Annotated in this window: 14 protein-coding genes and 1 pseudogene; 9 read left to right on the forward strand and 6 right to left on the reverse strand. The window is 64.2% G+C overall.

The window, feature by feature from the left end; all coding sequences use genetic code 11:
• Nucleotides 1-20 precede the first annotated feature (20 nt).
• Nucleotides 21-1,550 (reverse strand): Mur ligase family protein, encoded by a 1,530-nt coding sequence (locus WBQ44_RS13910; protein WP_495567267.1) that lies wholly within the window; start codon nucleotides 1,548-1,550, stop codon nucleotides 21-23.
• 335 nt (nucleotides 1,551-1,885) lie between these two features.
• On the opposite strand from WBQ44_RS13910, the gene WBQ44_RS13915 reads away from it, so the two are divergent.
• The 4 genes from WBQ44_RS13915 to WBQ44_RS13930 all read left to right on the forward strand — a co-directional run bounded on the left by WBQ44_RS13915 (nucleotide 1,886) and on the right by WBQ44_RS13930 (nucleotide 4,785).
• Nucleotides 1,886-2,371, forward strand: a complete 486-nt coding sequence (locus WBQ44_RS13915) for a GAF and ANTAR domain-containing protein (RefSeq protein ID WP_495567268.1) — start codon at nucleotides 1,886-1,888, stop codon at nucleotides 2,369-2,371.
• 84 nt (nucleotides 2,372-2,455) lie between these two features.
• Nucleotides 2,456-3,574, forward strand: coding sequence for a hypothetical protein (locus WBQ44_RS13920; RefSeq protein ID WP_495567269.1), 1,119 nt, complete (start codon nucleotides 2,456-2,458; stop codon nucleotides 3,572-3,574).
• A gap of 120 nt (nucleotides 3,575-3,694) precedes the next feature.
• The gene (locus tag WBQ44_RS13925; RefSeq protein WP_495567270.1) at nucleotides 3,695-4,453 is read left to right on the forward strand and encodes a GAF and ANTAR domain-containing protein; all 759 of its coding nucleotides are present in this window, start codon (nucleotides 3,695-3,697) and stop codon (nucleotides 4,451-4,453) included.
• Between the two features lie 59 nt (nucleotides 4,454-4,512).
• On the forward strand, nucleotides 4,513-4,785 hold the full coding sequence (locus tag WBQ44_RS13930; RefSeq protein ID WP_495567271.1) for a hypothetical protein: 273 nt from the start codon (nucleotides 4,513-4,515) through the stop codon (nucleotides 4,783-4,785).
• 42 nt (nucleotides 4,786-4,827) lie between these two features.
• Here the strand turns inward: WBQ44_RS13930 and WBQ44_RS13935 are convergent, their stop codons facing one another.
• Both WBQ44_RS13935 and WBQ44_RS13940 read right to left on the reverse strand, forming a co-directional pair.
• Nucleotides 4,828-5,823 (reverse strand): YihY/virulence factor BrkB family protein, encoded by a 996-nt coding sequence (locus WBQ44_RS13935; protein ID WP_495567272.1) that lies wholly within the window; start codon nucleotides 5,821-5,823, stop codon nucleotides 4,828-4,830.
• Nucleotides 5,824-5,880: 57 nt separating this feature from the next.
• Complete coding sequence (locus WBQ44_RS13940; protein WP_495567273.1) at nucleotides 5,881-6,033, reverse strand: hypothetical protein; 153 nt, start codon at nucleotides 6,031-6,033, stop codon at nucleotides 5,881-5,883.
• A 639-nt stretch (nucleotides 6,034-6,672) separates the two neighbouring features.
• Here WBQ44_RS13940 and WBQ44_RS13945 point away from each other — a divergent pair.
• The 3 genes from WBQ44_RS13945 to WBQ44_RS13955 all read left to right on the forward strand — a co-directional run bounded on the left by WBQ44_RS13945 (nucleotide 6,673) and on the right by WBQ44_RS13955 (nucleotide 8,747).
• A complete protein-coding gene (locus WBQ44_RS13945; protein ID WP_495567274.1) occupies nucleotides 6,673-6,894 on the forward strand; it encodes a three-helix bundle dimerization domain-containing protein in 222 nt (73 codons plus the stop codon).
• 53 nt (nucleotides 6,895-6,947) lie between these two features.
• A complete protein-coding gene (locus tag WBQ44_RS13950; protein WP_495567275.1) occupies nucleotides 6,948-8,276 on the forward strand; it encodes an APC family permease in 1,329 nt (442 codons plus the stop codon).
• A gap of 105 nt (nucleotides 8,277-8,381) precedes the next feature.
• Nucleotides 8,382-8,747 carry a DUF1330 domain-containing protein gene (locus WBQ44_RS13955; protein ID WP_495567276.1) on the forward strand — a complete coding sequence of 122 codons (366 nt, stop codon included), beginning with the start codon at nucleotides 8,382-8,384 and terminating at the stop codon, nucleotides 8,745-8,747.
• Between the two features lie 34 nt (nucleotides 8,748-8,781).
• Here WBQ44_RS13955 and thiD read toward each other — a convergent pair whose 3' ends face one another.
• Entirely contained in the window at nucleotides 8,782-9,573 is a 792-nt protein-coding gene (gene thiD, locus WBQ44_RS13960) for a bifunctional hydroxymethylpyrimidine kinase/phosphomethylpyrimidine kinase (protein WP_495567277.1), read from the reverse strand.
• A 355-nt stretch (nucleotides 9,574-9,928) separates the two neighbouring features.
• Here thiD and WBQ44_RS13965 point away from each other — a divergent pair, with 355 nt between their 5' ends.
• Entirely contained in the window at nucleotides 9,929-11,287 is a 1,359-nt protein-coding gene (locus WBQ44_RS13965) for a serine/threonine-protein kinase (protein WP_495567278.1), read from the forward strand.
• Between the two features lie 86 nt (nucleotides 11,288-11,373).
• Nucleotides 11,374-12,627 (forward strand): APC family permease, encoded by a 1,254-nt coding sequence (locus tag WBQ44_RS13970; protein ID WP_495567279.1) that lies wholly within the window; start codon nucleotides 11,374-11,376, stop codon nucleotides 12,625-12,627.
• A gap of 37 nt (nucleotides 12,628-12,664) precedes the next feature.
• Here WBQ44_RS13970 and WBQ44_RS13975 read toward each other — a convergent pair.
• Together WBQ44_RS13975 and WBQ44_RS13980 are read right to left on the reverse strand one after the other, a co-directional pair.
• Nucleotides 12,665-13,566 (reverse strand): annotated as a pseudogene (locus WBQ44_RS13975) (zinc-binding dehydrogenase).
• Nucleotides 13,567-13,584: 18 nt separating this feature from the next.
• The coding region (locus WBQ44_RS13980) for a hypothetical protein (protein WP_495567280.1) at nucleotides 13,585-14,026 on the reverse strand (442 nt) is incomplete at its 5' end.

Here is a 14,026-nt window from a genome sequence, read left to right on the forward strand (position 1 = left end):
AGTTGGCAGGCATTGCCTGATCAACTAGTCGCGTCGGTGCCGTACACGTGCTGGCGCAAAGCTTTTCGTAGTTCGACTCGGTCGTCGAACTGCACGACGTCGTCACCGAAAACCTGTTCGTCGTCGCATCCACGCCCCGTGACGAGCACGATGTCGCCGGGATCGGCGCAGGCGACCGCCAACTCGAAGGCGCGCCGACGGTCGGGCTCGATGACGACGGTTGCGGCGGCGGCAGCGGTGGCACCCGCGGCGACAGCTTCTCGTATCGCGGACGCGTCCTCGGAGAACGGGCTTTCATCGCTGACGATCACCACATCGGTCAGTGCCGCAGCCGTCGCACCGAGGGGGAACCGCTTGCCGGGGTCGCGGTCACCCGTTGCTCCCACCACGGCAATGATTTTGCCGTTGGTCAGTGATCGAATGTAGGGCAGTAGTCTTCGTTGGCCTGCGGTGTTGTGCATGTAATCCACGAGGGCGAGGAACTGCTGCCCTTCCTCGATTCGCTCGAGCCGCCCGGGCACTGTTGTGATGGACTCGAAGCCGGCTACTGCAGCATCGAGGTCGCGCCCGGTTGCGGCAATCAATGCAAATGCCGCCAACGCATTGTGCGCCTGATGCGGGCCGAGCAGCGGCAGTTGGATCTTGTAGTCACCGGTCGGTGTTCGGGCCACGAACGACGTTCCCACCCCGGTAGTTTCGACGCAGTCTCCGTAGATGTCGGCGCGGTGATCGTGGGCGGACCACGTCCAACAGGGGATGCGCACGGTCGCGGCCAGTCGACGGCCGTAATCGTCGTCGATCCCGGCGGCGGCTACTGCGGCCCGCTCCGGTTCGAACAATTGCGATTTGGCGGCGAAGTAGTGTTCCATCGAACCGTGGTAGTCGAGATGGTCTTGCCCCAGGTTGGTGAAACCCATGGCGGCGAAACGCGTTCCGTCCACCCGACCTTGAACGACAGCATGTGAAGACACTTCCATTGCCGCAGCGGTCACGCCCTCGCGTCGAAATCGATCGAGAGAGCGTTGCAGGGGCGCGGCTTCCGGGGTAGTACGAGATGTCGGTGTCGAACCCCTTGGCCCGGTGATGGAAATCCCGGTGATACTCCCGACCGTCTCACCGGCAGCGGTGAGTGCGGCGCCGAGAAGGTAAGCCGTGCTGGTCTTCCCGTTGGTTCCGGTGACGCCGATCAGGTCTAACGCCTCCGACGGGTGACCGTATACGTGGGCGCTGACGGGCCCCGCCCACGCCCGTGGATCTTCGACGACGAGAGTAGGCAGATGCAATCCTGGCCGATCGGACAATGCCGCTATCGCGCCGCGTGAACGAGCTTGTTCCTCGAAGTCGAGGCCGTGTACTCGTTTTCCCGGGAACGCCAGGTAGAGGTCCCCGGGCTGTACCGTCCGCGAGTTGTCGGCGACGCCGTCGATCACGGTGTGTTCGCCCATCGGGGTTGGTACTTCGAGTAGCGCCGCGAGGTTACCGAGCGTGCACGGGCCCGAGCGCGCCGGGCACCCGTCGTCGGGAGCCGACGGAACACTGTCGCAGGTCATCGAACTTTCTACCCTCGCTGAGCAGGTGCCAAACCAAAAGAACGTAGACACACCCTTGTTGGTACCACGGCCGGGCCAGTGCGAGAGTGGGGTATTGCGTCACCTGTGACAGGTGCAGACATGGGGCATACCTCGAGGAGTACAGTTCGAAACCGCTAGGGGACTTTGCTGGCCGAGGTGTCACGAACCTGCTACGCACCGGACAGCCTCGAAGACACGCTCATCTGCATCACGAGGAGCGCAACCGAACTGATCAGAGGCGCCGAAGCGGCCGACGTTCTCATTGTCTCGGGGGCAAGAACTATCAGTCGCATGCCCCCACGAGCGAGTTGCCCGTGCGCATCGATGCGCTGCAGGAACAACTCGGCGAAGGCCCGTGCGTCGACGCCGCCCGGCACGAACCTGTAGTGCGCTGCGACGATCTGACCATCGATGATCGCTGGCCCCGCTTTGTACCCGATGCTGTCGAAGCTGAGGTGCGCAGCACGCTGTCGTTTCAGCTGTACGTGGGCGAGTCCAGCGTCGGCGGTCTGAACTTGTTTTCGTCCACGCCACACGCATTCGACGACGAGGACGAAGAACTCGGTCTGATTCTGGCCACCCACGCTGCGATGGCGTTGTACGCGGCCAACAAGACCCAGCAGTTCACCTCGGCGCTCGCCTCGCGAGACATCATCGGCCAAGCCAAGGGAATGATCATGGAGCGGTATAAGGTGGATGCGCTGCGCGCCTTCGAGCTGCTGGCGAAGTTGTCGCAGGACGCGAACGTGCCAGTCGTCGAGCTTGCCGAACAGCTCGTCGCCACGGGCCCCGACGGCTAGTAGCGGCCGTAAGAAAGAGCCTGATGTGAGCGGATCCCCCGTTCGCGGCGGTGTTCGCTGCACAGAACCGGGTAACCGTTTTCGATGACGTCCTACGAGAAACCGGAGAAACCCGATACGCGCGGCAGCGAGGAATGCAGTCGGGGCGGTGCCCGTACCGTTTCGGTAGGCATCGTCAGCGATCCAGGCTTCGCTACGGCTATCGCAGCGTCGATCGAAAACTGGTTGCCCCGCCACGTGACCATCGACGGTCGACAGGTGCAACTGGATGTCGCATATCCATCGGTGACGCTTCCTCCGACGGAAACCGGCTCCGCTCCACTTGCTCAGTGGCTCGAGTCGGTGCAGTCGACGAATACATACGACGTGGTTCTGTGCGTTTCCGAGGTGCCTCGCCGTATCGGGCCCAATCCCGTGGTAGCCGAGTTGCACGCGGGCAATACCGCGGCTCTGTACGTGCCCTCGTTCGGGACCGTAGCGGTGCGTAGGCGTGCCGTGGCATCGGCGGTCGCGATCGTGCACGACCTGCTGGGCACTGACACCGAGAAGCGTCCGCGACTGCGAAAATCGAGGTCGAGGTGGGCACCGGGGCCTGGTTCCGAGCGGGAGGGTCAGCGCATATTGCTGACGCCGGGGGTATTCGGAAGGCTGCGGCTGGTAGCGGGAATGATCCGATGCAACAGACCATGGCGGCTGGTGCCGACGCTGTCCGGCGCGTTGGCGGCCGCGAGCGCCGCATCGGCATTCGGAGTGTTCTACGCGAGCATCTGGCAGATGGCGGCGTCGATGAGCATGCCGCGGTTGGCGATGATCGGGCTTTCCGCTCTGCTGGCGATCACGGTGTGGTTGATCTTCCCCCATGAGTTGTGGGAACACCGCAGCTTTCGGGAGTCGACGACAGACCGGTGGATGTACAACTCAGCAACGGTGGGCACGGTGTTGGCCGGCGTGTTGTGCATGTACGCGCTGCTTTTCGCAGTCGTCCTGGCGTCTGCTGCTGTCGTCATATCCCCCGACTTCTTGACGCAGCAGATAGGGAGGCAAGCCGGGGTCGGCGACTACCTGAAACTCGCGTGGCTGGCGGCTTCGCTCGGCATTGTGGCCGGCGCCGTCGGATCGTCGGTCTCGGACCGCGACGAGATTCTGGGCGCTACCTACGGGCACCGGGAGCTGCTACGGCGTCGTGCCGCGCAGTCCCCGTGATCGGTCGATCCGCGGTCCGACGAGGCACGCGGCGAGGAGTAACGCGCCGACCACGACGAACGACGGACCGCCTGGCAAAATGGGAACACCCTGTACGTTTTGAGAAAGGCGATCAGGCGCGTGGATACCCCTGCACAAGCTGATACCGGTTACCGTTTCGCCTCGCTGGCGTGGGAGCTGGCCCAAGTACCCGGATCGGATTCGACGTCTCAGCGCGTCGTCGACCTTGCCGTCACCACCATGGGGTGTGACGGCGCGGCGATCACGACGCTTCGCGAGAACGAAACGGTACGCATCATCGCGGCGAGCGATCCACGGGTCGTCGAGGCCGCCGCAAACATCGCGAATCGCACCGGCCAGTCGGCGACGAAGGCCGTTCTGGCCGAGAAGGCGACCATCGTCAATAACGACGTCGAAACCGATCCGCGTTGGGAGTCCTACCGCCGGGAGATGGTCGCGAACACACCTGTCCGTTCGACTGCCAGCTTCTACCTGATGCTGGGCGGGACCGAGCTGGGAGTGATGGGGTTTTACAGTGAGAAGAAAAACTTTTTCACCTCCGACGTGTTGTACGACTGCGCTATCTTCGCCGATCACGCGGCTGTCGCGCTGAGAGCCGCACGTATCGAGGAGCGCATCAGAGAACTTGCCACTGCCGTCGACACGAACCGTGAGATCGGTGTGGCCATCGGGATCGTCATGAGTCGCTACAACCTCACCAAGGACGCCGCGTTCGACATGCTGGTGGTGGCGTCGTCGCACACCAACAGGAAATTACGCGACATTGCGCGCGAGACCGTCGGCACCGGGGATGTTCCGTCGTGGCGCTCGAAACGAAAGACCGACTCTACCAGGGTTGCTCCTCCCGCCGGAGGGTAAGCATTCGGGAGTCCACGGTGATTGCCGCGGGGCATTGAAGACGGAAAGGATCGACCTCTATGAAGAGCACGTCGGAAAGTCTGCGCGAACTCTACGAAAGCGCGCCCAATGCACGATTGATCTTGGCGGAAGGAGTTCTTGCCCTCGATGTTCCGAAGGGATCGGCCGGTGACGATATCCACGAAGACGTTGCCGACGCCGCCGTGGTGGTCTTCACCCGCGAAGCGTTGATGGAACGCCTGCGGGACAGGGGCACCACGGACCCCTCACCCGAGTTTCTCGACGAGGTTGCGCCGGTCGTCGACGAGATGGCCGTGAAACTGGGCGCGTGATCTGACTCGATCAGCTCTTCGACATCGGCTGGGCGGCGATTGTTACGGATTGCCCCGTTGCGTTTCTTCTCGGTCGGTGTCGTCGTTGTCGGAGTACGTGACCGAGATATCCTGAAAACCCTTGTTGCGTTGCGCTTCTGCTTGCCCGGTGTACGAGTTTTTGTCGCCCGCAGTGAGATCGACGTTGTCGGTGAACGGCGTGAGCAGCGCTCGGGGGTATAGGTCGTCCACACGCACAGCGTTGATCTCGATGCAGAGGACGATGACCAAGGCCGCAATGTAGAGAAAGCCGAGCAGGCCGAGAACGATGGCGAAGATACCGTTGCTGGTACTGGCATTGCCCACCACGTGGCGGATATAGACTCCACCGAACGATTGGAGGCTCTGCCACAGCACCGCCGCGATGAGAGCTCCGGGCAGCACGTCACGGTTGGTGAGATGCCGCGCAGTCCCTATCCGAAACGCGACTACGAAGATGGCGGTGTTGAGAACGACGGCGCCGACGAGTGCCAGTGCGCCACCGGCGAATCCGAACACACCCGACGATGCGACGCCGTTGAGCACAGTGAGCCCGATGACAGCGGTACCGACCGTGGCCAGCAACAGCAATCCACGAAGTCTCGCGCGCAGAGGGTCGGGCTGATTGTTACGCGGCACCGACCATGCGGTGTTCATCGCGTACTGGGCGGCTAGCGACACGCCGAGTCCGCCGTAGAGGGAACCGACGACGCCGATGACGATTCCTGCCACGCCGCCGCTGAGTCGGTCCGGCTCACCGAGCTGCTCACCGATGACGGGAATCTGGCTCATTGCCGAATCGAGGATCCGAGCCTGCAAGTCCGGGTTTCCCGCGAGTGCGATGCCCAGCAGGGTGGTGAACAGCAGCAGCAACGGAAACAGCGACAGAAAGGCGTAGTAGGCCATAAGCGCTGCCAGGTAGCCGCCGCGGTCGTCGAGGAATTTGTAGACGACAGCAAGAGGGAAGCCGGCGGACGAGTGCCGGCGTTGAAACTCGTCCGCTTTCGAGATCGAGGTCATTTCTCGGCATTCGTTCGGAGGGGGTCAGCTGGCCCGGTACCACAGGGCGAAACGCGGTCAGGAATTGTCGTCGGCCTGTTCGTCCTCTTCCGGCTCGAAAGACGACTTCTCGGTGTGGCCGACCGCAACCCCATCGTCGGTGTTCGGAATGGATCCGTCCTCGCCGACGTTGTCGTCCGCGTCGTTGGTCTTCGACTCGTCCTCGCTCATTATGAAACTCCCCTTCGTGGGTTGGTGGTGTGGTTATCCCCCGCGCCACGCCGGGCGAAACACGCCGCCGGTCACGATTGCCCAACGCATTCACGGGTACCCCTGGGCCGATGTCTTCCACCGACTTGTCTTCCACCGACTTGCCTTCCAACGACCTGCAGCGGCATGCCCGAGGGTGACACGGTCTATGGCCTCGCCCGACGGCTGAGAGCGGCGTTGGACGGGCGATGATTCATTCGGCCACTACCCCGGGCGCGATGCAGGTGACCACGGGTGACAAGCGGCCCGGACGACAACATTGGGTAGCCGGACGAGCGGGCAAACCTTGCCTTCGGTGCGGCACTGCCATCTCCGTCGTGGCCGAGGTTCCGGGCGACCCCGAGCGTCGACGCACCTGGTGGTGTTCGTACTGTCAGCCATGCCGGGGCCAAGCAAGCGAGCACCGACGTCGACCGACAAAAGCTCTGTGACGTGCACAACCCTAGGGGCCAAGCGTGATGTTGTCCGCCAACTTCCGACGCCGCAGCCGATAGGCGGGTCCCCTGACGTGGGGCTTCGCCGTCGAGACACCGATCTGCCGTACGGTAGAGACCGCTCGCAAGATTGGAGAACGCGGCCGCAGCGGGGCAATCTTGTGCCATGGCAATCACCACCGACACCTCCCCCGACGAACAGCGGTCCCTGGACGAAATCCGGACGCGACTCGGTGCCGCGTTCCCCGAGATCGACGCTGCTGCAATCGATGACGCGGTCGGTGCGGCCCATCGTCGATTCGACGGCGGCCGCATCCGCGACTTCGTTCCCCTGTTCGTCGAACGTGAGGCCAGTGCCCGACTGAGCGAGCAATTCACGCACGCCTAGCCGCTCGTAGGCCACGAGGGCTTGATCGAGCGCCGAGCGGGTAATGACGCTCGGTGACTGCAACGAAAGAGCACTCGAAATCAACGCCCCTGAAACGGGCGATAACGGGCAAGTTGTTGTTCGTCTTCATCCTCGGAGACGTGCTTGGCGCCGGTATCTACGCATTGGTCGGTGAAATTGCCGGCGAGGTCGGCGGGGCAATCTGGGTCCCGCTTCTCGTCGCGCTCGCGATGGCCATGCTGACCGCGGCGTCCTACGCCGAGTTGGTGACCAAATATCCGCGCGCCGGTGGTGCCGCCGTCTTTGCTGCGCGCGCCTACAAGAGTCCGTTGCTTTCGTTCCTCGTCGGCTTCTCCATGCTCGCCGCAGGCGTAACCAGCGCAGCCGGGTTGTCACTGGCGTTCGCAGGAGATTACCTCGGGGTGTTCCTCGACGTCCCGACCGTTGCTGCCGCCGTGGTGTTCCTGATGGTCGTCGCTGCACTCAACGCACGCGGGATCACCGAATCGCTGCGGGCGAACGTCGTCATGACGGTCGTCGAGGTGTCGGGGCTCGTGATGATCGTCATTCTGGCTGCGCTGGTGCTCGGCCGCGGCGACGGAAGCCCCGCACGGGTGGTCGAGTTCCAGGAAAATACTTCCCCCGCACTGGCCGTCCTGGCCGCAGCGCTGCTCGCCTTCTACTCGTTCGTCGGCTTCGAGACCTCGGCCAACGTCGCCGAGGAAGTGACCGATGTATCCCGCGTCTACCCCCGCGCACTGTTTCTTTCGCTGCTGACCGCCGGCTGCGTGTACATCCTCGTCGGGCTCGCGGTGTCGATCGTCGCGCCACCGGAGCAGTTGGCAGAGTCGTCGGGGCCGCTGCTCGAGGTGGTCAGGATTGCCGACGTCGGAGTGCCGCCCACTCTGTTCAGCGCTATCGCACTGATTGCGGTGGCCAACGGCGCGCTGCTGACGATGATCATGGCGTCGAGGTTGACGTTCGGGATGGCCCGCGACGGACTGCTCCCCAGCGCGCTCGCCAAGGTTCTTCCCGGACGCAAGACACCGTGGGCTGCGATCGTCGCGACCACGGTGGTAGCGATCGCGCTCTGCGCAACGGGAACGGTGGGCGCACTTGCCGAAACCGTGGTGCTGCTTCTGCTGTTCGTGTTCGTCAGCACCAACGTCGCCGTACTGGTTCTTCGCCGTGACAAGGTCGAGCACGACCATTTCCGCACGCCGACCGTCCTTCCCGTTCTCGCCCTGATCACGTGCGCGATTCTGTTGACTCAGCACAGTGCCGCGACGTGGATTCGCACCGGGATTCTTCTGCTGGTCGGGTTGGCGCTGTACGGGGTCACCCGACTGACTTCGGGTCGCACGGCCGCTCGATCCGAGTGAGCGCGACGAGAACCCTTCACCGAGTGTTCTCTTGAACACCCAGCCGAGGGACGCCCAGCCGAGGACCGACTGACACGCTGCGAACTCGCTTGTCATACTGCACGTATGGCAATCGACCCACGCGGGAAAGACCTGAAGCGCTACCTGGCGGAGAGCATCGACGGGCCGGTCGTGATGCTCAACCTTCTGCGCTTCGCAGAGGGCGGCCGCGAGCAGTACGACGAGTACGCCCGCGCCCTCGACACGACCTTTTTACCCAAATACGGCGCCCGGGTGATCTACGCGGGAGACGGCTCGACCGCTCTCGTCGCCGAGGACGGCCAGGCGTGGGATGCCGTTCTCCTGGTCGAATACCCATCCAGGCAGGCGTTCTGCGACATGGTCGCCGACCCCGAGTACCACGAGGTGACGTCGCTGCGCACCGAAGCACTGCAGGAGGCAGTTCTTCAGGCCACCACTCCCTGGAGCTGATAGCGGGCCCCGCCCGCGAGTGGCACAGGTGCGATCAAGAATGCCAACCCACCGCGGTGAACGGCGCTTTCGTCGTGACCCGTCCGACGATGCCCGCATGTGCGAACTCCTTGGCCGCAGCAACCGCGTCGAGGACGTCGGTGCCCTTCGCCAGTTCTGCCGTGATGGCGGCGGCGAAAATGCATCCCGCACCGGAGACTCGCTCGTTGCCGATTTTCGGTTTGCGCAGGACGGTTACGTCGCTGCCGTCGAAGACGACGTCCGCGGCCTCGTCACCGGGCAGGCCCGCACCGCCCTTGACGACGACGTAGCGGGGCCCGAGGTCGGCGATTCTGCGCGCTGCTTCGGACAGGTCGTCGACGGACTCGAGTGCATCCATACCGGAGAGGGTCTGCGCTTCGAACAGGTTCGGGGTGATCACCGTAGCGAGGGGGAGGATGTCGCTGCGCAGCGCATTGTCCGTGTCCAGGGCCGCGCCGGGCTCCTGACCCTTACAGATCAGAACCGGGTCGACGACAACATGCCGCCACGGCTGCTGGGCGAGCGAGCGAGATACGGTGGCCACCGTTTCGGGTGTGCCGAGCATGCCGATCTTGACGACATCGAGTTCGTGCGCCGATGTGGCAGCCTCGATCTGATCGGCGATGACCTCGCTCGCAATGGGAACGAACCGGTGTCCCCACCCCGCCTTCGGGTCGAACGAGACGATGCAGGTGATTGTTCCGACGCCGTAGACTCCGAGCCGCTCGAACGTCTTGAGGTCTGCCTGCAGACCGGCTCCACCGGTGGCTTCGGAGCCCGCGATGACGTAGGCGATTGTCGACATTCCCCACTCCTTCGATCGGCGTACTGCGCGTTCCGAGGCGGTGCACCTCGGAAGCGAACGGGCAAGCACGCTTTCGATCCATTATCGCAATTCGGTGTTCACCCCTCACCGGGCAGGTGGCGCGAAGTCTCCAGGGATACGACGAATCAACACGGTCGCCGCATCGAGGACCAGGTTCCGGTCGTACGTCAGGCGGTAGTCGTAGCTCGGCGATCCGTCGGCAGCTCGGCCTCCTTTTTCATTGCCGTGGGCAATTCCGCACTCGCCCGCCTCGGTGTTCCGAGGGCATGGGTGAGCCCGTACGGGCTATAGGGTCGAGGGGCGAGCCGCCGACAGGATGAACTGGAGTACGACGATGCCGGGTACAGGTAACCCAGTGCCGTTCGTGCGCCCAGCTCTGTTCGCGAACCGATATCTCCTCGGTGATGTGCTGGGCCGAGGAGCAATGGCCGACGTTTTCCGCGCGAAGGACCAGGTGCTCGGCCGTGTCGTCGCCGTCAAGATCTACCGTCACGGCCGGCCCGTCGACAACGAGGCGCGGATCGAGGCGGAGAAGCGAACGTTGGCGTCGCTGTCGCACCCCGGCTTGGTCATGTTGTTCGACGCGGGAACTGCAGCGGACACCGACGGTGTGGAGGTTCCCTATCTGGCGATGGAGCTGGTCGACGGTCCGACACTCGGTGTGTTCCGGGGAGAGCGCCCGATGGCGCCGCACGTCGTGGCACGCATCGGTCGCGAGCTCGCATCGGCTCTGACCTACATCCACTCCAGAGGCGTTGTACATCGAGACATCAAACCCGCCAACGTGCTCATCGCGCGGCCGCCCGACCTCAGCACCGACCAATCCACCAAACTGACGGACTTCGGCATCGCCAGAATCGTCGACGCCGAACGGTTGACCGAACACGGCATGACGATTGGCACGGCGCACTACCTGAGCCCTGAGCAGGCCACCGGAACAGCGGCGGGTCCGGCGTCCGACGTGTACTCCCTCGGGTTGGTCCTGATCGAATGCCTCACCGGCCAAATGGTCTTCGAAGGGAGCGCGGTGGCCGCCGCAGTGGCCCGGCTACATCGCGATCCGACGATTCCATCGAACCTCGACATGGACTGGGCGTCGTTGCTGACGGCCATGACGGCGAGGCAGCCGCAGGACCGGCCTCCTGCTGCGGCTGTCGCACATCGTTTGACGGCCCTTGCCGGGGCTGTGAATTCACCAACTACTTCGGTTCTGCCCGCGGGGGCGCCACTTCTTGCAGACGCGCGGACGGACGCGCTCCCGTTGCCCGCACCCGGACGCTCGCGAGCCGTCGTCCTGACTGCAGCGGCGGCGCTGGTCGCGTTGTTCGCTGCCGGCGCGGCGTGGGCAGGATTGCGTGACGAAGACGCCCCTGCCTCCGAGCCGGCGGTCGTGCGCACATCCGAGCCACCCGCGATCTCGACTACCGTCGCGGAACCGACGTCCGCTGCGATCATTCCAGCCCCGGTCGACGAAGCCGTGCCGGTGCAGTCGGCTCCCGCGTTCACCGCGCCGCCTGCACCGGAACCCGTTCCCCCTCCCAAGGGGAACGGCAACGGCAATGGCGGTAACGGCAACTCTGGGAACAGTGGCAACGGCAACGGCGGCGACTCGGGGAACGGCAACGGCGGCAACGGCAACGGCGGCAACGGCAACTCGGGCAACGGCAACAGCGGGAGAGGCAACAGGAACTGACGGGAGGTCTTCCAGCCGACCGGACTCGTGACGGTGTGTTGGGATGGTCGAAAGTCCTCGCCGCCGTTCCCGATCGGAGTTCTTTCATGAACGACCGTCCGACGCTCGCCCGTAGGCTCGGACTTCTCGACGCAGTGGTGATCGGCCTCGGATCGATGATCGGCGCCGGCATTTTCGCCTCGTTCGCGCCTGCGGCTGCAGCCGCAGGCGCCGGTCTACTCGTCGGGCTCGCGCTCGCGGCAGTGGTCGCTTTCTGTAACGCCACCGCATCCGCGCAGTTGGCGGCGCAGTATCCGATGTCGGGCGGAACGTACGTCTACGGTCGCGAGCGGCTGGGGCACTGGGCGGGATTCATGGCGGGCTGGTCGTTCGTCGTCGGGAAAACGGCATCCTGCGCAGCGATGGCTCTCACCTTCGCCACTTACGCAGCGCCGGTCGAGTACACCGAAGCCGTGGCAGTGGCGGCGGTTCTCGCACTGACCACGGTCAACTACTTCGGCGTCACGCGTACCGCGGCCATGACGAAAGTCGTTGTCGCTATCGTGCTCTTGGTGCTCGCCGCGGTCGTCTGGATGGGAGTGGCAGGCACCTCCGTCGAGAACCACGTCGACCCTGGACTTCTGGTCGAGCAGGGTTGGTACGGCATTCTCCAATCGGCGGGCCTACTATTCTTTGCCTTCGCGGGCTACGCACGCATTGCGACGATGGGCGAGGAGGTCGTGCGGCCCGCCCGCACCATTCCTCGCGCAATTGTCGTGTCCCTGATCATCACCCTGATCGTCTACGCCGCTGTCGCGTTCACCGTGCTGGCCACTTTGGGGCCAGATCGGCTGGCTGCGTCGACGGCGCCGCTCGTCGAGGTCGTCATCGCGTCAGGGCATCCGTGGGCCGCGCCGATGGTGCGTATCGGCGCGGCGGTGGCGGCACTCGGTGCCCTGCTGGCGCTGATCGCGGGCGTCGGTCGTACATCGCTCGCGATGGCCCGGCATGCCGACCTGCCGCGCTGGCTCGGAGCGGTGCACTCGAAATACGCTGTCCCGCATCGCGCGGAGGCAACTCTGGCGGCCGTGGTGTGTGTGCTCGTCGTGTCGATCGATCTGCGAGACGCCATCGGATTCTCATCGTTCGGCGTGCTGTTCTACTACTTCATCGCCAACGTCAGCGGGTACACCCAGAGCTGCAAACACCGCCGCTATCCACGCGTTCTACAGATTATCGGGATGGCCGGTTGCTTGCTCCTCGCGTTCACCCTTCCCGTTACCTCGATTGCCGTGGGCGTGGGCGTCCTTGCCGCCGGAGTGGCCTATCGGTTGTTCCTGCGGCCCGGCGGGCGAGGTTGACTGGCTTCCCACCGATACCGAGGGGGTCGTTCGCCCGTCAGGAGCGAAACACCGCTCGCACGCAGTTGTCCTCTTTCGCTTTGAATTTCGCATAGCCCTCGGGTGCTTGCTCGAGCGGCATGTCGTGCGTGATCAGGAAGGTCGGGTCTAGTCGCCCCTGCTCGATGTGGTCGAGAAGCGTTGGTATGTAACGTTGCCCATGCTGCTGCGCCGACCGCATGGTCAGACCCTTGTTGATGATCATCCCCATGGGGAATTGGTCGGTCAGGCCGTAGACACCGAGAACCGACACCGTTCCACCCTTGCGGACGGTGTAGATCGCTTCCCGAAGCGCCGTGGCGCGGTCGGTCTCCAACCGCAAGGCCTGCTTGGCCTTGTCATAGATCTGTTGAACGCCCGTTCCGTGGCCCTCCATCCCGACTGCCTCGATGACGGCATCGGGCCCGCGGCCACCGGTCATTTCCCGAATCGCCTCCGGGACACTGTCCACGGCCGTGTAGTCGATGATCTCTGCGGCCAGTGCGCGCGCCATCTGCAGCCTCTCGGGCAGGCGGTCGACGACAATCACCCGCTCGGCGCCCATGATGCGCGCACTTGCCGCAGCCATCATTCCGACGCCCCCGCTCCCCCACACTGCGACGGTATCGCCGGGTGCGATGTCGCAGAAATCAGCACCCGTGTAACCCGTCGGGATGGCATCGGAGACGAACAGCGCTTGCTCGTCGGTGACGCCGTCAGGTACGTCGAAACAGTTCTGGTCGGCGAACGGAATACGCATGTACTTGATGCCGGGGAGATAGCCGCTCGAGAAGTGGAGGTCGGAGCGCACGTGGTCGACACGGACACCTCGATGATGGCGTCGTGGGGATTGACGATGACGGGGTCGCCGACGGTTTCCACGCTGAGTTGGTTGACGCCTGTCCAGCACAGTGCACGCATGAGTTGCCTATTCGCAGTTCAGCGGTCGCCCGGGCGGGCCGCCGGGGTAGGAACAAGGGTGGGGAATTCTCCGGTCTGCAGCAGTGCGCGAGCGCGGTAGAGAACTTTGAAGGCGGCTACTTTCGCCACAAAGTCCGGAACCGGAAGGGCGAGCTCGAGCGATACTTCGGTGCCCAGATCCTTGGGTGCAATCTCGAAGCTGATCCGCGCCAGGTCCGACGCGCCGTGCTCGACAGACCCGTCGGTTCGGGCATACCGGATCGATTTCGCGTCTTCCATCATCTCGGTGGGGCACACGATCTCGCCCGTGGGCGACGACACCGTCCAGACGAACTGCGTGTCGCCGGTACCGTCCACCGACGCGAATTCCCCGAGCACGGCGGACAAGCGCTGCCGATCACGCCACAGTGCGCGGGGTTCTTGGTCGTGTCGACGACATTCATCGCGGACTCCTTGGTTG

The sequence above is a fragment of the Rhodococcus sp. (in: high G+C Gram-positive bacteria) genome (assembly GCF_049591685.1).
In the GTDB taxonomy this organism is placed as follows: Bacteria; Actinomycetota; Actinomycetes; order Mycobacteriales; family Mycobacteriaceae; genus Rhodococcoides.